The organism is Erwinia rhapontici, assembly GCF_012271765.1.
Taxonomy (GTDB): domain Bacteria; phylum Pseudomonadota; class Gammaproteobacteria; order Enterobacterales; family Enterobacteriaceae; genus Erwinia; species Erwinia rhapontici.
Map to the genome: position 1 here is coordinate 88,080 of NZ_VRKO01000004.1, position 17,790 is coordinate 105,869.

At 59.0% G+C, this 17,790-nt stretch carries 13 protein-coding genes; 2 read left to right on the forward strand and 11 right to left on the reverse strand.

Features of this window, described 5'->3' with window-relative positions; genetic code table 11:
- Positions 1 to 3: 3 nt before the first annotated feature.
- Positions 4 to 1,005 carry a zinc-binding alcohol dehydrogenase family protein gene (locus FVB43_RS02445; RefSeq protein WP_167863342.1) on the reverse strand — a complete coding sequence of 334 codons (1,002 nt, stop codon included), beginning with the start codon at positions 1,003 to 1,005 and terminating at the stop codon, positions 4 to 6.
- A gap of 104 nt (positions 1,006 to 1,109) precedes the next feature.
- Here FVB43_RS02445 and FVB43_RS02450 point away from each other — a divergent pair, with 104 nt between their 5' ends.
- On the forward strand, positions 1,110 to 2,006 hold the full coding sequence (locus FVB43_RS02450) for a LysR family transcriptional regulator (protein WP_133842391.1): 897 nt from the start codon (positions 1,110 to 1,112) through the stop codon (positions 2,004 to 2,006).
- Positions 2,007 to 2,046: 40 nt separating this feature from the next.
- On the opposite strand, the gene ettA is transcribed toward FVB43_RS02450, so the two are convergent.
- Positions 2,047 to 3,714: an energy-dependent translational throttle protein EttA gene (gene ettA, locus FVB43_RS02455; protein ID WP_133842390.1), complete on the reverse strand. Its 1,668-nt coding sequence runs from the start codon at positions 3,712 to 3,714 to the stop codon at positions 2,047 to 2,049.
- A gap of 195 nt (positions 3,715 to 3,909) precedes the next feature.
- Here ettA and FVB43_RS02460 point away from each other — a divergent pair, with 195 nt between their 5' ends.
- On the forward strand, positions 3,910 to 4,854 hold the full coding sequence (locus FVB43_RS02460) for a 2-hydroxyacid dehydrogenase (RefSeq protein ID WP_133842389.1): 945 nt from the start codon (positions 3,910 to 3,912) through the stop codon (positions 4,852 to 4,854).
- A 53-nt stretch (positions 4,855 to 4,907) separates the two neighbouring features.
- Here FVB43_RS02460 and deoR read toward each other — a convergent pair whose 3' ends face one another.
- From deoR to atzF, 9 genes are all read right to left on the reverse strand, one after another.
- Entirely contained in the window at positions 4,908 to 5,651 is a 744-nt protein-coding gene (gene deoR / locus FVB43_RS02465; RefSeq protein ID WP_167863343.1) for a DNA-binding transcriptional repressor DeoR, read from the reverse strand.
- 167 nt (positions 5,652 to 5,818) lie between these two features.
- Complete coding sequence (gene urtE, locus FVB43_RS02470; RefSeq protein WP_167863344.1) at positions 5,819 to 6,517, reverse strand: urea ABC transporter ATP-binding subunit UrtE; 699 nt, start codon at positions 6,515 to 6,517, stop codon at positions 5,819 to 5,821.
- A 1-nt stretch (position 6,518) separates the two neighbouring features.
- Entirely contained in the window at positions 6,519 to 7,310 is a 792-nt protein-coding gene (gene urtD / locus FVB43_RS02475; protein WP_167863345.1) for an urea ABC transporter ATP-binding protein UrtD, read from the reverse strand.
- The gene (urtC, locus tag FVB43_RS02480) at positions 7,303 to 8,379 is read right to left on the reverse strand and encodes an urea ABC transporter permease subunit UrtC (RefSeq protein ID WP_133842384.1); all 1,077 of its coding nucleotides are present in this window, start codon (positions 8,377 to 8,379) and stop codon (positions 7,303 to 7,305) included. The genes urtD and urtC overlap by 8 nt, the downstream gene beginning before the upstream one ends.
- Positions 8,379 to 9,938 carry an urea ABC transporter permease subunit UrtB gene (gene urtB, locus FVB43_RS02485; RefSeq protein WP_422718011.1) on the reverse strand — a complete coding sequence of 520 codons (1,560 nt, stop codon included), beginning with the start codon at positions 9,936 to 9,938 and terminating at the stop codon, positions 8,379 to 8,381. The genes urtC and urtB overlap by 1 nt, the downstream gene beginning before the upstream one ends.
- A 298-nt stretch (positions 9,939 to 10,236) precedes the next feature.
- Positions 10,237 to 11,505: an urea ABC transporter substrate-binding protein gene (urtA, locus tag FVB43_RS02490; protein ID WP_167863346.1), complete on the reverse strand. Its 1,269-nt coding sequence runs from the start codon at positions 11,503 to 11,505 to the stop codon at positions 10,237 to 10,239.
- A gap of 27 nt (positions 11,506 to 11,532) precedes the next feature.
- Positions 11,533 to 12,234, reverse strand: a complete 702-nt coding sequence (locus tag FVB43_RS02495) for a GntR family transcriptional regulator (RefSeq protein ID WP_159336862.1) — start codon at positions 12,232 to 12,234, stop codon at positions 11,533 to 11,535.
- A gap of 2 nt (positions 12,235 to 12,236) precedes the next feature.
- On the reverse strand, positions 12,237 to 15,854 hold the full coding sequence (gene uca, locus FVB43_RS02500; protein WP_167863347.1) for an urea carboxylase: 3,618 nt from the start codon (positions 15,852 to 15,854) through the stop codon (positions 12,237 to 12,239).
- Positions 15,847 to 17,646 (reverse strand): allophanate hydrolase, encoded by a 1,800-nt coding sequence (atzF, locus tag FVB43_RS02505; RefSeq protein WP_167863348.1) that lies wholly within the window; start codon positions 17,644 to 17,646, stop codon positions 15,847 to 15,849. The genes uca and atzF overlap by 8 nt, the downstream gene beginning before the upstream one ends.
- Positions 17,647 to 17,790: the final 144 nt, after the last annotated feature.

The window sequence follows — 17,790 nt, forward strand, 5'->3', positions numbered from 1 at the left end:
AACTTAATACACCATCACCACTTTGCCACGCATATGGCCGTCCAGCACTAGCTGGTGGGCTTCTGTCAGTGTTTCTACGCTCAGCCCATGCAGGGTTTTGCTCAGTGAACCTGCCAGCTTACCGTCATCCAGCAGCGCGGCAGTGGCATCCAGAATCTCTCCCTGACGGGCGATATCCGGCGTGGTGAACATGCTTCGTGTGTACATAAACTCAAAATGCAGCGCGGCACTTTTCAGCTTCAGGTGATCCATGTTTAACGGTTTCTCGTTTTCAACGATGGTACAGATATGCCCTTGTGGTGCGATCAGTGTGCTCATCGCTTCCCAGTGACCATCGGTATCGTTCAGGCAGAAAATGTAGTCCACCTGTTTGATATCATGCTTCGCGAGCTCTCCAGCCATATCACGGTAGTCGATCACCAGGTCGGCGCCACGATCCTGACACCACTGTGCTGAATCAGGGCGTGATGCCGTGGCGATCACCGTCACTTTGCTGCGCAGTTTGGCCAGAGGGATCGCCAGCGAACCGACGCCGCCTGCGCCGCCTACAATCAGCAGCGTTTTGCCTGCTGTGGCACTTTCGAGTTGCAGACGATCAAACAGGCCTTCCCACGCTGTCAGTGCAGTCAGCGGGATGGCGGCAGATTCTGCCCAATCCAGTGAGCGAGGCTTGTGGCCGGTAATCCGCGCATCAATCAACTGCTGGCTGGCATTGCTACCTGGCCGGGTAATGTCGCCTGCGTAATAGACTTCATCGCCCGTTTTAAAACCACTGACCTTGCTGCCCACGGCCAGCACGATACCGCTGGCATCCCAGCCGAGCACGCGTGGCTGTTGCATGCCATTTTTCTGTGCGCCTTTATGGACTTTGGTATCCACCGGGTTGACTGATGCGGCTTTGACGTCGACCAGCAGATCGTATTCACCCGGCGTTGGCTGGGGTTGCTGGATTTCAATAAACTGCTGCGGGTTTTCCGGGCTGATGGCAATGGCTTTAATGGTCATAGTGTTTCTCCTGAATACCTGAATAATTGTCTCTCAGTGTAGGTAATCAGCAAACGAATGATAAGATGGACAATGATGCACGCAGTGTTCGTTTGAGGTGAACAATCATGTTTAAACAGTTGCAGGATATGGCGCTGTTTGCGCTGGTGGCCGAGTGCGGGAGTTTTACCGCTGCGGCGAATCGTGCGGGTTTACCGAAATCCAGCGTCAGCCAGCGCGTCAGCCAGCTGGAGCAGGCGCTGGGGTTGCGGCTGATTAACCGTACCACGCGCCAGCTCAACCTGACCTTTGCGGGCGAGCGCTATCTGGTGCACTGCCAGGAGATGCTGCAGGCCAGTGAACGCGCCGGTATGGCGATTGAGCGACTGCGCGATAATCCCAGCGGGCGGCTGCGCATTACCTCTCCTGCCGGCATTGGTGCCACGCTGCTGGCGCGTTTCAATACGGCCTTTCAGCAGGAATATCCCGATGTGACGCTGGATGTGTCAGTTTCCGATGAAATCCGCGATTTGGTGCAGGATGGCTTTGATGTGGCGCTGCGCACCGGAAGGCCGCAGGATTCGTCGCTGATTGGCCGCCGTATTGGCTACTGCCAGCGCCTGCTGGTGGCATCGCCAGAGTATCTGGCATCGTTGCCGCCGCTGACCCATCCCGGCCAGCTCTCCGCACACCGCTGCATTGCGCACCGCGCCTGGACCGAATGGGTGCTTAAACGTGATGAGGAATATTATCGCTGGCTGCTGCCGCCCACGCATATGACCGATAATCTGGTGTATGCGCGCGAGTGTGCGCTGGGCAAAGCGGGTATTACGCTGTTGCCGCGTTTTTTAACCGATGAGGTGTTGTCGCAGGGCGATCTGGTGCAGGTGCTGCCGGAGTGGGAAGTGGAGGGGAATGAGCTGTGGCTGGTGTACCCAAGCCGTAAGTTGAACTCGCCTGCGCTGTCGCGGTTTATTGATTTTGCGATGCAGTCGCCGGTGTTTCGGGAGTTTTATACGTAGGGGGGCGACCTTTTTTTGGTCGCCCCGTAAGCCCGGTCGCTTACTTGATCATACGCTTGTACTTAATACGTTTTGGCTCAAGCGCTTCCGCACCCAGCGTACGTTTCTTGTACTCTTCGTATTCAGTAAAGTTACCTTCGAAGAACTCGATCTTGCCTTCATCCTGGTAATCCAGAATGTGGGTGGCAATACGGTCCAGGAACCAACGGTCATGCGAGATCACCATGGCACAGCCCGGGAACTCCAGCAGGGCGTTTTCCAGCGCGCGCAGGGTTTCAATATCCAGGTCGTTGGTTGGTTCATCCAGCAGCAGCATGTTGCCGCCAACCTGTAACAGTTTAGCCAGATGCAGACGACCACGCTCACCACCGGACAGCTCGCCAACGCGTTTACCCTGATCAACCCCTTTAAAGTTAAAGCGGCCAACGTAGGCACGGCTTGGCATCTCGGTGTTGCCGATACGCATGATGTCCTGACCGCCGGACACTTCTTCCCATACGGTTTTAGACCCATCCATGCTGTCGCGGAACTGATCCACTGACGCCAGCTTCACGGTCTCGCCCAGTACGATGCTACCGGAATCAGGCTGTTCCTGACCGGACATCATGCGGAACAGGGTCGATTTACCCGCGCCGTTCGGACCGATGATGCCAACAATCGCACCTTTCGGAACAGAGAAGGAGAGATCGTCAATCAGCAGACGGTCACCGTAAGATTTGCGCAGGTTGTTGACCTCAACCACTTTATCGCCCAGGCGTGCGCCAGGTGGAATAAACAGTTCGTTGGTCTCGTTACGCTTCTGGTATTCGGCGTTGTTCAGCTCTTCAAAGCGGTTCAGACGCGCCTTGCCTTTAGATTGCTGGCCTTTAGCGCCTTTACGCACCCACTCCAGCTCTTTCTCAATCGATTTACGACGAGCCGCTTCGGAGGAGGCTTCCTGCGCCAGACGCGCATCTTTTTGCTCCAGCCATGAAGAGTAGTTACCTTCCCATGGAATCCCTTCACCACGGTCCAGCTCCAGAATCCAACCGGCCACGTTATCGAGGAAGTAACGGTCGTGCGTAATCGCCACAACGGTCCCTTCGAAGTCGTGCAGGAAGCGTTCCAGCCAGGCTACGGATTCCGCATCCAGGTGGTTCGTTGGTTCGTCGAGCAGCAGCATGTCTGGCTTTTCCAGCAGCAGACGGCACAGCGCAACGCGGCGGCGTTCACCCCCGGAAAGAGTGCCAATCTTCGCATCCCAGTCCGGCAGACGCAGCGCATCAGCGGCACGTTCGAGCTGGGTGTTCAGATTGTGGCCGTCGTGCGCCTGGATGATTTCTTCAAACTTGCCCTGTTGCGCGGCAAGTTTGTCGAAGTCTGCATCCGGCTCTGCGTACTTAGCGTACACCTCGTCCAGACCTTTCAGCGCGTTGACCACTTCGGAAACGGCTTCTTCTACCGACTCACGAACGGTGTGTTCCAGGTTAAGCTTCGGTTCCTGCTCCAGATAGCCAATTTTCAGGCCTGGCTGCGGACGCGCTTCCCCTTCGATGTCTTTATCGATGCCCGCCATGATGCGCAGCAGCGTAGATTTACCTGCCCCGTTCAGACCCAGTACGCCGATCTTGGCGCCAGGGAAGAAGCTGAGGGAGATGTTTTTCAAAATATGACGCTTCGGCGGAACGACTTTGCCGACGCGATGCATGCTATAGACGAATTGAGCCACGTTAGTTTGAGCCTCTTAATTAGCAGGGGCATAAGGGTGCCCACTCAGATAGCGGAGTTTAGCTGGTTTCCCCCCTTATTCACAGCCGGAACGCAGAGGATTATCCCGATATCAACGGATCTGCCTGATTTCTGTTTGATTTATGACCGTAGCCGTCTAAGCTCATTTTTTGCCTTATAAATGATGGAGATATCGATGAAAGTTCTGATCGCGGCGGAAGAAAATGCCTGGGGTGGGATGATCCAGCAGTTCCGTCAGAGACTCCCCGATGTCGAATTTGTTGCTTCTGCCGGGCATGCGGCAGAGAGCCTGGCGGGTTTTGATGCGCTGATCCCCGGCATGGCGAAGGTCAATCAACGTCTCTTACAGACAGCCGATCGCCTGAAGCTGATCCAGCAGGCGGGAGCCGGGCTGGAAGGGGTGGATATTGAGACGGCTCGCCAGCGCGGTATTACCGTGGCCAATGTGCCATCGGACCGATCCGGCAATGCAGATTCCGTTGCGGAACTGGGGATCTGGATGATGATCGGCCTGGCACGTAAGGCCAGCGAAGTGCCGCAGATGCTGGCTACCCGTCAGCTGGGCCTGCCGGTCGGCATGGGGCTGAAAGGCAAGACCGTCGGATTGGTGGGGCTGGGCGGCATCGGTAAAGCGCTGGCGCAGCGGCTCGCCGCGTTTGATATGCGCATGATTGGCGTGAAACGTCAGGCGTCTGATGATTTTGCCCGTCAGCATCGCCTGGACTGGGTTGGCGGCATGGAGCGTTTACCGCACCTGCTGCGCGAGGCGGATTTTGTGGTGCTGAGTTTACCGGACAACCCGGAAACGCATCATATTATTGATGAGCCTGCGCTGGCGAAGATGAAGCAGGGCAGCTTCCTGATTAACCTTGGGCGCGGCGGTCTGATTGAGAAACCGGCGCTGCTGGCGGCGCTGGAGAATGGGCCGTTGGCCGGTGCCGGGCTGGATGTCTTCTGGCAGGAACCGCCCGACCCGCAGGATGTGCTGTTCCACCACAATGTGATCGCCACGCCGCACATTGGCGGCGTGACCGATATTTCACTGGAGGGCAATGTGGCGGGAGTGTGTGAGAACCTGCGGCGTCTGCGCGATGGTGAGGCGATTTTGAATCGCTGGTGAGGATGTTTGCGGGTCGGGCATGCCCGACCCCTACGATATCCGGCGCCCGATACTTACGAGGCGATAACCTCAATGCCGATATCTTCACCGGGCGCGGCATCGCTGATCAGGCCGTCGAACGCACTGAGATCGGCAATGCGAGCAGGCAGCACTTTGCCAAATTTGCTGCTGTCTGCCACCAGCAGGCGCGAACGCGCACGCTGTAATGCCAGATGTTTCATCGGCAATTCACTCAGGTTGTAGCAACTGGCACCCTGCCGGATATCGATGCCAGCGGCGGAAATAAAGGCTTTATCGGGACACAGGCTGTCCATCACTGACTGCGTGCCCAGCGGTGTGAAAATGGCGTTGTCTGGATGGAATTCTCCACCGCACAAGATCACCCGGCAGGCGGTTTTTTCTTTCAGGGCCAGAAAAGTGTTCATGGCGCAGCAAACCGCGGTAAACGGAAGGTCTTCGTCGATGGCATCGATGATCCACGGCACCGTGGTGCCGCAATCGAAATACACCGTCTCTTCCGGCTGGATCAACGCGGCGGCACGCTGCCCCAACAGACGTTTGCGATCGACATTCTGCTCCTGCTGATCGGAAACAAAATAATGGTTCTGATGACGCATCGGATCGCTGACGATATATCCCCCCAGCAGAACCACAACGCCCGGACCGCTACTCAGATCGCGACGAATGGTCATCTCAGACACGCCAAGCAGATGAGCCGCTTCTTTCAGATGGATTTTATCGGTGCGTTTCAGCGCCTGGGCCAGCTTATTGATACGCTCGTCGCGCCGGATTTCCATGAGTCTTTTTTCCATTATCGCGGAGAGAAATGAGGGTGAACGAAAACGATTGCCTGCTGCGTTTTACCTGTTTTGCAGTTTACCTTCAATAGGATAGTGCTGCAAACCCTGGGTCAGGCATGCCGGTTTCCGCAAGGAGTAGCCGCTATGCCTGACCAGTAGAAGAGTCAGATCGTTACCAGCCCGCGCACGCCGTCATTTTCCATCTCCCTTCCCAGGCCACGCTGGACGATCTCCCCCCGTGACATCACCAGATAATTGTCGGCCAGCCCGGCGGCGAAATCGTAAAACTGTTCGACCAGCAGGATCGCCATATCCCCGCGTGCGGCCAGCTGGCGGATCACCGCCCCGATCTCTTTGATCACCGAAGGCTGGATCCCTTCGGTGGGTTCATCGAGGATCAGCAGTTGCGGTTTACAGGCCAGCGCCCGGCCGATCGCCAGCTGTTGCTGCTGACCACCGGACAGATCGCCGCCGCGCCGCTGTTTCATCTGCCACAGAACCGGAAAGAGTTGCCAGATCTCCTCCGGCACCTGCGTGGCCTGGCTGCCTGAAAAGCGTGCCAGTCCCATCAGCAAATTCTCTTCCACCGTCAGACGCGGGAAGATCTCCCGACCCTGGGGCACATAGGCGATCCCGGCCTGCACCCGCTGGTGCGGTTTGCGCTGGTTGATCGTTTGCCCCTGCCAGTTGATGCTGCCAGATTTCGCCGGGATCAGCCCCATCAGGCATTTCAGCAACGTAGTTTTCCCCACGCCGTTACGCCCCAGCAGACAAGTGATCTCGCCGGGTTTGGTTTCAAATGACAGTCCACGCAGAATGTGGCTGCCGCCATAATATTGATGTAGTTCAGAGACCTGTAACATATTATCGCCCCAGATAGACTTCAATCACCTGATCGTTTGCCTGCACATCGCGCAGCGATCCTTCGGCCAGCACCTGGCCCTGATGCAGCACCGTCACATGGTCAGCAATGGTTTCAACAAAGCCCATATCGTGTTCCACCACCATCAGCGAATGTTTACCGGCAAGAGTGCGGAACAGTTCGGCGGTGTAGTCGGTTTCTGCATCGGTCATGCCAGCGGCTGGCTCATCCAGTAACAGCAGATGCGGGTCCTGCACCAGTAACATGCCAATCTCCAGAAACTGTTTCTGCCCGTGGGACAGCAGGCCCGCCGGGCGCTGGCGTTCACTGCCAAGGCGCAGCAGTTTCAACACCTCGGTAATGCGATCCTGTTGTTCACTGTTCAGTCTGGCACGCAGACTGGCCCAGACCGATTTATCGGTTTTTAAGGCAATTTCCAGATTTTCAAATACCGTCAGCGCTTCAAACACCGTCGGTTTCTGGAATTTACGCCCAATGCCGATGCGGGCGATTTCCACCGGGGAAAGGGTGGTCAGGTCGATGCTCTGGTCGTAGATCACCCGGCCATTATCCGGGCGGGTTTTGCCAGTGATCACATCCATCAGCGTGGTTTTCCCCGCGCCGTTCGGGCCGATCACGCAGCGCAGTTCGCCAACGCCAATCTGTAAGGAGAGGTCAGTCAGCGCTTTGAAACCGTCAAACGACACATTGATATTCTCCAGCTGTAACACCGGATCCGTCTGTTCACGGTGACGGTCGGCGCGGTGGGGCTGGGTAAACAGGTGCTCAGTCATGTTTCCTCCTGCGCAGCAGGCCAATCACGCCGCGCGGCAGGAACAGCGTGACGAGGATAAACATCAGGCCTAAGAAAAACAGCCAGTATTCGGGGAAGGCAACGGTGAACCAGCTTTTGGCGCCGTTAACGATCCCGGCACCGAGCAGCGGGCCAATCAGCGTGCCGCGCCCGCCAAGCGCGACCCAGATAGCCGCCTCAATCGAGTTAGTGGGCGACATTTCACCAGGGTTGATAATGCCCACCTGCGGCACATACAGCGCCCCGGCCAGCCCGCACAGCACGGCAGACAGCGTCCAGACAAACAGCTTAAATCCCCGGGGATCATAGCCGCAGAACATCAGGCGGTTTTCCGCATCGCGCACCGCCGTCAGCACCCGGCCAAATTTGCTGCGTGCCAGCAGCAGGCCCACCGCCAGACTGGCCGCCAGCAGCAGCACCGTGGCCATAAACAACCCAATGCGTGTGCCGGTCGCCGTCACCGGGAAGCCGAGCAGGGTGGTGAATCCGGTAAAGCCGTTGTTACCGCCAAAGCCGGTTTCATTGCGAAAGAACAGTAACATCCCGGCATAGGTCAGCGCCTGGGTCATAATCGAGAAGTAGACGCCTTTGATTTTTGAACGGAAGGCGAACCAGCCAAAGACCAGCGCCAGCAGGCCTGGCACCAGCACAATCAGGCACAGTGCCCAGGCGAAATGCTGCGTGCCTGCCCAGAACCATGGCATCTCGGTCCAGGACAGGAACGACATGAATGCAGGCAGCCCCTCACCGGAGGCCTGGCGCATCAGGTACATGCCCATGGCATAGCCGCCGAGAGCGAAGAACAGTCCGTGCCCGAGGGATAGCAGCCCGGCGTAGCCCCACACCAGGTCCAGCGCCACCGCCACAATGGCGTAGCAGAGGATTTTCCCCACCAGCGTCAGGGTGTAAGTCGACATAAATAGCGGGTGGTCGGCGGGCAGCAGCGCGAGGAACGGCAATAGCAGCAAGAGCAGCAGTACCACCGCACCCAGCGCGGTCGTCAGGCGCGGGGCTTTTCGTGCCAGGGTCAGCGTTATGGGTTGCGTCATCAGTCAATCACCCTCCCTTTAAAGGCGAACAGTCCCTGCGGTCGTTTCTGAATAAACAGCACGATCAACACCAGGATCAGGATCTTACCGAGCACCGCGCCGATCTGCGGCTCCAGCACTTTGTTCAGGATGCCGAGGCCGAGTGCGGCCACCACCGTGCCTGCCAACTGCCCAACGCCACCGGTCACCACCACCAGGAAGGAGTCGATGATGTAGCCCTGGCCCAGCTCCGGGCCGACATTGCCCAGCTGCGACAGCGCCACGCCGCCCAGCCCGGCAATGCCGGAACCGAGGCCAAACGCCAGCATGTCGACGCGCCCGGTAGGCACACCGCAGCAGTCGGCCATCGCCCGGTTTTGTGTCACCGCACGCACGTTCATGCCAAGGCGGGTTTTATTCAGCAGCAGCCAGGTGAGAACCAGCACGCCGATGACAAACAGGATCACCGCCAGGCGGTTGTACGGCAGCACGAGATTAGGCAGCACCTGCAAACCACCGGACAGCCACGGCGGGTTCGCCACTTCCAGGTTTTGCGCGCCAAACAGGATGCGCACCAGTTGGATCAGCATCAGGCTGATGCCCCAGGTGGCAAGCAGGGTTTCCAGCGGGCGGCCGTACAGATGGCGGATGATGGTGCGTTCCAGCGCCATGCCGATGGCGGCGGTGATAAAGAAGGCGGCCGGCAGGGCCAGCAGCGGATAAAAGGCCAGCCACTCCGGGGCGAAGCGCTGGAACAGGTTTTGCACAATCCAGGTGGCATAAGCGCCGATCATCAGCATTTCACCGTGGGCCATATTGATGACCCCCAGCAGGCCGTAGGTGATCGCCAGTCCAAGGGCGGCCAGCAGCAGCACCGAGCCCAGCGACAGGCCGGTAAAAGCCTGACCTAAAATATCGCCGGGCAGCAGGCGATAACGAATCTGTTTCAGGCTATCGGCTGCCGCCGCACGCACGCGGGCATCGGCTTCATTCTGGGGTTGCAGCAGGTGTTCCAGGCTGGCCTGCGTTTGCGGATCGCTGGTTTCTCCCAGCCGTTTTACCGCGTCCAGACGCACCAGCGGGTTAGGATCCGCCAGCTGTAATCCGGCAACAGCCTGGGCCAGCACCGCATGAACGGTAGCATCTTCCTCGGCGGCCAGACGCTGTTTCAGCAGCGGTAGCTGGTCGATATTGGCTTCATTCTGCAAGGCGCGCGCGGCGTGCAGGCGAATGGGGGTAATCGGGCTGACCAACTGGTGTGCGGCGAGCGCAGAGGTAATCATCACGCGCAGTCGGTTGTTCACAAATAATTTTTTGGTTGCCCCCACGGGCGCCGCGTTGCCTTCCAGCGGGACCAGTTGGTCTTTGGTTCGGGTAAAGGGCTGTTTGTGTTCATCCAGCACCACGTTTTCGCTGTGCAGCGCCTGCAATAAAGGCAGGCGGTTGGCATTCGGTGCGGCGGCCCACTGCTGTAAGAGTGTCAGTTGATCGCTGCGGCTGGCGGCGGCAAAGTCGGCGGCCGGGCCTGCCTGGGCCAGAAGCGGCAGGCTGAACAGCAGTAACACCAGGAATCGCATCATTATGGCTCCGGAGAAATAACGGGTCGGGCATGCCCGACCCCTACAACATTGTTAGGCGTAGGGGCCAGGCATGCCGACCCGTACAGCATTGTTCGGCGTAGGGGCCAGGCATGCCCGACCCGTACAACATTGTTCGGCGTAGGGGCCAGGCTGCCCGACCCGTACAACATTGTTCGGCGTAGGGGCCAGGCGTGCCCGACCCGTACAACATTGTTCGGCGTAGGGGCCAGACGTGCCGACCCGTACAGCATTGTTCGGCGTAGGGGCCAGGCATGCCTGGCCCTGGGGTTACACGGGATTAATTGCTGGTTTTCACCGGATGATCGGGCTTCTTGTCGTTGCCGGCGATATATGGGCTCCATGGCTGGGCACGCACCGGTTTGTCGGTCTGCCAGACGACGTTGAACTGACCGTTATCTTCGATTTCGCCAATCATTACCGGCTTGTGCAGATGGTGGTTGGTCTGGTCCATCGTCAGGGTAAAACCATCCGGCGCGGCAAAGGTCTGTCCGGCCATCGCTGCACGCACTTTATCCACATCGGTGGAGCCGGCTTTCTCTACCGCCTGCGCCCACATATGGATGCCGACATAGGTGGCTTCCATCGGGTCGTTGGTCACCACGGTATCGGCGTTCGGCAATTTGTGGGCTTTGGCATAGGCGCGATAAGCTGCCACGAACTTAGCATTGGTCGGGTTATCCACTGATTCGAAGTAGTTCCACGCCGCCAGGTTACCCACCAGCGGTTTGGTGTCGATGCCGCGCAACTCTTCTTCACCGACCGAGAAGGCCACTACCGGGACGTCGGTGGCTTTCAGCCCCTGGTTCGCCAGCTCTTTATAGAAAGGAACGTTGGAATCGCCGTTGATGGTTGAGACCACGGCCGTTTTGCCCCCGGCAGAGAATTTTTTGATATTAGAAACAATGGTCTGGTAATCGCTGTAGCCAAACGGCGTATAGACCTCTTCGATGTCGCTGTCTTTCACCCCTTTTGAGTGCAGGAAGGCGCGCAGGATCTTATTGGTGGTACGCGGATAGACATAGTCGGTGCCCAGCAGGAAGAAGCGTTTGGCGCTGCCGCCGTCTTCACTCATGAGGTATTCCACCGCCGGAATCGCCTGCTGATTTGGTGCTGCCCCGGTGTAGAAGACGTTTGGAGACATCTCCTCGCCTTCATACTGCACCGGGTAGAACAGCAGTCCGTTCAGCTCCTCGAAAACCGGCAGCACGGATTTACGCGAAACCGAGGTCCAGCAGCCAAATACCACGGCGGCTTTATCCTGAGTCAGCAGCTGACGGGCTTTTTCCGCAAACAGCGGCCAGTTGGAGGCCGGGTCAACCACCACTGGTTCCAGCTTTTTACCCAGCACGCCGCCTTTGGCATTGATCTCTTCAATGGTCATCAGTGCCACGTCTTTCAGTGGTGTTTCAGAAATCGCCATCGTACCGGACAGCGAATGCATGATGCCCACTTTGATGGTATCGGCGGCCTGAGCGCTCCAGGACAATCCCATGCTGACTACGGTGGCAGAAAGCGCGAAGGCCTTGAGCAGTGAACGTCTCTTCATCAGTAAACCCCTAAATGTATTGAAAGATTAGTTGGATGAAACGGTGTGTAACCTTGCCTGCTGGAGCATATGAATGGTGATTTTCCTGACTTCGGCGCGACTGACGGCAATATGGTCGGTCAGAATGCGCTGGGCCTCCTCACTGTGCTGATGCAATACCGCACGCAGAATGCGGGCGTGTTCGTTATAGGTCGCGCTGATCCGGTCTTCGCGGGTGAAGTCGAGACGGCGGATAATGCGGATTTTCTCGGTTAATTCGCTGTGGATGCGGGCGATTTCGCTGTTGCCTGCCGCGGCGACCAGGGCGATATGGAAGGCTTCATCGTGTAGCGAAACGGCTATGCCATCTTCCAGACGCGGCTCATCGATCCAGAAGCAGGTCAGGCGCGTCAGCAGTGCCGCACAATCATCTGCGGGCAGGCGACACAGGCGTTTGACTGCCTCGCACTCCAGCACGGTGCGCAGGTCATACAGCTCTTCGAAATATTCGAAGTCAAACTGACGCACCTGCCAGCCGCTGCGAAACCACACTTCGACATAGCCCTCACGCTCAAGACGAAACAGGGCCTGACGCACCGGGGTGCGGCTGACGTCCATACGTTCCGCGACTTCGCTTTCGCTGAAGCGGTCGCCCGGCATCAGACGAAAATCAAAGATGTCATTTTTTAGCTGGTGGTAGACGCGATCGGCCAGGGCTTCCGGCCGATCTTTGCTGCGTTTGCTGTCCATGTTTATTCCAGCCATAGCAGGGCATCGCCAGGGCTGACCGGGCGGCCTGGCTGGCAACCGATACGTTTGACGCGTCCTGCCTGTGGGGCGTTGATCGCCAGCTCCATTTTCATCGCCTCGACGATAATCAGCGGCTGACCGGCTTCCACCTCGTCACCGGGCTGCACCAGCACTTTCCAGATATTGCCGTTCATATCGGCGCTGACCTGCAACGCACCGTCATCCTCTTCGGGGGGCCGCAGCGTCTCTTCGCTGGTCAGCGGTGCACCTTCGTCTTCCTGCGCCCACAGCGCCACTTCGGCATCAAAGGCGCTGGCCTGCTTCTGGCGGAAGTCAGCGATAGAGGCTGCGTGATCGCTGAGGAACTGCGTATGTTCGGCAAAATCAAACACTGACTGCTCAATGCGAACGGTGGCGCGGCCTTCACGGAAGTCGTCACGCAGCACGTCCAGTTCGGCTTCGCTTACCGGGTAGAAACGCACCTGGTCAAAGAAGTGCAGCAGCCAGGGTTCGTTTGCCGCGAACTGGTCGTTTTTCAGGAATTTGTTCCAGATGGGCAGCGTACGCCCCACCAGTTGGTACCCGCCGGGGGAGTCCATGCCGTAAATGCACATGTACATGCCGCCAATGCCGACGGTACCTTCCGCGGTGAAGGTACGTGCCGGGTTGTATTTAGAACTGAGCAGGCGGTGGCGCGGGTCGATCGGCACTGCACAAGGCGCGCCGAGATAGACATCACCCAGACCGAGGATCAGGTAGCTGGCATCAAACAGCGTCTGGCTGACGGCTTCACGGCTGCTGAGTCCGTTAATGCGCTGGATAAAATCGACGTTATTCGGCAGCCAGGGGGCGCTGGTGCGCACGGTTTCGGCATAGCGTTCTACGGCACTGAGGGTGGCGCTGTCTTCAAAGGCCATCGGCAGGTGGACAATGCGCGATGGCACGGTCATGCGCGTGACATCGCCGAGATTCTTCTCCAGCTGTAGCAGCAGGGTCATCAGCTGTTTCTGGCTGAGGATCTGGCTGTCGTAGCGGATTTGCAGGGAGCGCACACCCGGTGACAGCTCCTCCACGCCCGGCTGGCCGCTCTCATGCAGGGCGGTCATCAGCAGGTGGACGCGCAGGCGCAGCGCCAGATCCAGCACGTTGTCGCCGTACTCCAGCAGGATGTAGTTATCCCCGGCTTGACGATAAATAGCGGTCGGCGTGGTGCTGGTGGCTTTGATGGCGGCCAGTACCGTTGCGGAACCGTGATCGGTTTCGGCCAGCGAAGGCACGGTAAATTCCGTGGTATGCAAGGCGTTGAGACGCGTCACGCTGTGCGTCTGCGCCTGTTCCAGCGCGTGGGCTTCTTCGAAGCTGATCGGATGAAAACGAATGCGGTCGCCGGGTTTCACCTGACCGACTTTCCACAGTTCCGCTTTGGCGATGGTCACCGGGCAGACGAACCCGCCGAGGCTGGGTCCATCGCGGGTGAGGATTACCGGGAAATCGCCGGTGAAATTAACGGCACCAATGGCGTATTCGCAATCATGGACGTTGGACGGGTGCAGCCCCGCTTCACCGCCGTTGGCGCGGGTCCAGCCGGGTTTTGGCCCTACGAGGCGTACGCCGAGGCGGTTAGAGTTGTAATGCACCTGCCACTCGCTGGCAAAAAATTCATCAATAGACTGTTGGGTAAAGAAATCCGGGGCACCGTGCGGGCCGTACAGCACGCCGATGCGCCATTCGTCAGCGTATACGGGCTGCGCGGCGACAGGTAAGGCAGCGGGTTCGCAGACCGGAGCAGGAGTGGTACAGGCGGCGAGTGCGGGCTGCGATATCGCCAGCATATCGGCCACGCGTAGGGTGCGCCCGGCGTGACCGCCAAACTGCCCCAGAGCGAAGGTGGAACGGCTGCCAAGGTATTCCGGTACGTCAAAACCGTTGCGTACCGCCAGATAGGTGCGGCAGCCCTGTTGGGCGCGGCCCAGCGTCAGGATCTGCCCGGCTTTCACTGCCAGCGGTTGCCAGTACGCCACCTCTTCGCCATCCAGTGTGGCCGGGCAGGCGGCTCCAGTCAGCGCGATCAGGGCATCGCTGTGAAAACGCAGGGTGGGCCCTTGCAGGGTAAATTCCAGCCCGGCGGCTTCTTCCGCGTTGCCGACAATGCGGTTAGCGAGGCGGAAGGCATAATCATCCATCGGACCGGACGGCGGTACGCCAATATCCCAGTAGCCGAGGCGGCCCGGATAATCCTGAATGCTGCTCCAGGTGCCGGGCTGGAGAACCTCCACCACCGGAGAAAGCGGGGTGAAGCTGTCGAGCAGTCGCGTCCACACCTGGCCGCTGCGGAATGCCTCAGTGGCGACAATCTGACGCAGGTAATCGAGGTTGGTGGCGATGCCGTGCAGACGGGTTTCATTTAGCGCCGTCTGCATTTTTTCCAGCGCATCCGCACGGTTTTTGCCCTGTACGATGAGCTTGGCGATCATCGGATCGTAGAATGCGGAGACTTCTGTGCCGGTGCTGATCCCACTGTCGATGCGCACGCCTTCCGGGAAACAGACTTCGGTCAGTACGCCAGGGCTGGGCTGGAAGTTTTTCAGCGGATCTTCGGCGTAAATACGCACTTCGATGGAGGCGCCCTGCGGTGCCTGTGCCATACGCGCCCAGTCCGGCTGCTCTCCGGCGGCGACCAGCAGCATACACTCCACCAGATCCAGCCCGGTGACGCACTCGGTAACCGGATGCTCCACCTGTAAACGGGTATTCACTTCGAGGAAGAAGAACTCATCGCGTGCGGCATCGTAGATATATTCCACGGTGCCCGCGCTGCGATAGTTGACCAGTTCACCGAGTTTCACCGCCGAGTCGAGCAGGGCGGTGCGGGTGGCGGCAGGGAGGTTCGGTGCCGGCGTCTCTTCCACCACTTTCTGATTGCGGCGTTGCAGTGAACAATCGCGCTCGCCGAGGGCCACGACCTTGCCCTGGCCATCGCCGAAGATTTGTACTTCTACATGGCGGGCCTGGTCGATACAGCGCTCCAGGAATACCCCGGCATCGCTGAAGAACTGTTCGCCGAGGCGGCGTACGCTCTCCCAGGCGGCGATCAGCGTGGCCTCGTCGGCACAGCGCGTCAGGCCGATCCCGCCCCCCCCGGCGGTGCTTTTCAGCATCACCGGGTAGCCGATTCGGCCTGCGGCGCTTAATGCCTCTTCCAGTGAATCCAGTAAGGGTGTGCCCGGTGTCATCGGCACGCCTGCGGCAGCGGCCAGTTCACGGGCGCGGTGCTTGAGGCCAAATTCACCGATTTGGTGTGCCGTTGGGCCGATAAAGACGATCCCGGCCGCTTCGCAGGCGGCGGCAAACGGCAGGCTTTCTGACAGGAAGCCGTAGCCTGGCCAGATGGCTTGCGCACCGCTCTCGCGGGCGGCGTTAAGGATCTTATCGATGACCAGGTAGCTGTCGCTGGCTTTATCGCCGCCGAGGGCGAGAGCGATATCAGCATCTTTGACATGCTGCGCGTTTTTGTCGGCATCGGAGTAAACCGCCACGCTGGTGATCCCCAGTCGTTTCAGAGTACGGATGGCGCGACAGGCGATTTCGCCCCGGTTAGCGATGAGTACGGTATTAAACATGTGAAGATACCTCGCGGGTCAGCCAGCGGCGCCAGCCGCCAAATTCGGTGATGTCGGTAGCCTGCGCCAGGGCGGCAGGTTCACAGATAAACCCTTTCACACTGCGACCGTCGGCCAGTTCCAGGGTGCCAATCCCCAGCGGGGCGGGGATCTCCGCCACGAACTCGCCAAAACGTGCCAGTGGGATATCCCACAGTTCGACGATGATGGCGGCGCCCGTCGCATCTCTAACCAGCCCCGGTTTGGCGGGGACGGTGTTAGCCAGCGCATACAGGCGATAGCTGGCGGCGGTCTGCGTCTCTTCTACCAGTACGGCATCGCGGCGCGTGAGCTGGTGGTTGAGCGGCATGCCGGTCAGGTGCGCACCGACCACCGCCACACGCACGTGCAGCGGTGAGGCGGGCAGGGAGGCGGGGACAGGCTGAGGTTTGCCGGTGGCACCAAGACTCAGGGCTTGCTGCTGTTGCCAGCGGGTGCCAAAGGTCGCCAGCGCACGGTCATACCAGGCCGGGGCGATCAGAGTGATCCCGGCAGGCAGGCCATCGGCGCGGAACGGGGCCGGAAGGGCCAGGGCGGCCAGGTCGGCGAGGTTAGTGAAGTTGGTGTAAGTGCCGAACTGCGAATTGTAACGCACCGGTTCCTGTTTCATTTCTTCCAGCGTATGAATGGTCGGAGAGGTGGGGACCACCAGCGCATCGAACTGGCTGAGGGTCTGCTGGATCTGGCGCGTCAGTTCGGCGCGCAGATATTCCGCTTTGTAAGCGTCCACGGCGCTGTAGTGGTTGCCACTGGCGACGATGCCATACACCACCGGGTCCATCTCTTCCGGGCGGCTCAGCATGTCACCCACGGCAACGGTACGCTCCGCGACCCAGGGACCGTAATAGAGCTGCTCAGCCAGCTGTGAGAACGGGGTAAAGTCGATGGGTTGTAAGCTGGCGCCTCCCGCAATCAGGTCGGTACAGGCCGCTTCCCAGGCCGCCTGTGCTTGTGTATCGCCAAAGAACGCCGGGCTGGCAGGGATGGCAAATCGTGGTGAGGTGGGCATCGCTGCCGGGGCGAGGCCCGGATTTGCGCGAGAGTAAGCATCCAGGCTGTCGTAGCCTGCGGCACAGTGTGCGACGAGGAAGGCATCTTCCACCGTCAGCGCAAACACGGAAATGGTGTCGTTCAGGCGACAGGCAGGGACAACGCCAGTGGCAGAGAGCCAGCCTTTGGTCGGCTTCAGGCCGACGATATTGTTAAATCCTGCCGGCACGCGACCGGAACCGGCGGTATCCGTGCCGAGGGCAAAGCAGACCAGGCCGCGAGCGGTGACGGAGGCAGAACCGGAGCTGGAGCCGCCGCTGACATACTCAGGATTAAAGGTGTTGCAGACCGCGCCGAACGGCGAGCGGGTGCCGACCAGCCCGGTGGCGTACTGGTCAAGGTTGGTTTTGCCAATAACAATCGCCCCTTTGCCCTTCAGGTTGGCGACAGCGACGGCATCGCTTTCGGCCGTATAGGTAAAGGCCGGGCAGGCTGCGCTGGTTGGCCAGCCCGCGATGTCAATATTGTCTTTTACCGCAAAGGGAACGCCAAACAGCGGCAGCAATGCCGGGTCCTGCTGCCAGGCGGCCAGTAACGGTTCCACCTGAGCACGCAGCTGGGCGGGCGTGGCGAGATACAGCCACGCATTATCGTCGGTGGAGAGATCCGCCAGCAGGGCGTCCAGCGTGGACAGTACGTCCTGCGGATGCTGCTGATAATGGTGCTGCCAGTCCTGTAACGTAAACCCTGTGGTAAAAGCCATAAGTTGAATTCCATCTGGTATACAAGATGGAATTCAATAGAGCAAACAGCGTGCCAGATTTTATTTTGTTGATTTTAAAGATGTTATGTAAAGAGGTGCACAGAGGGTGCACAATCAGCGAGCAGGGTTTGTACAATTGTGGGG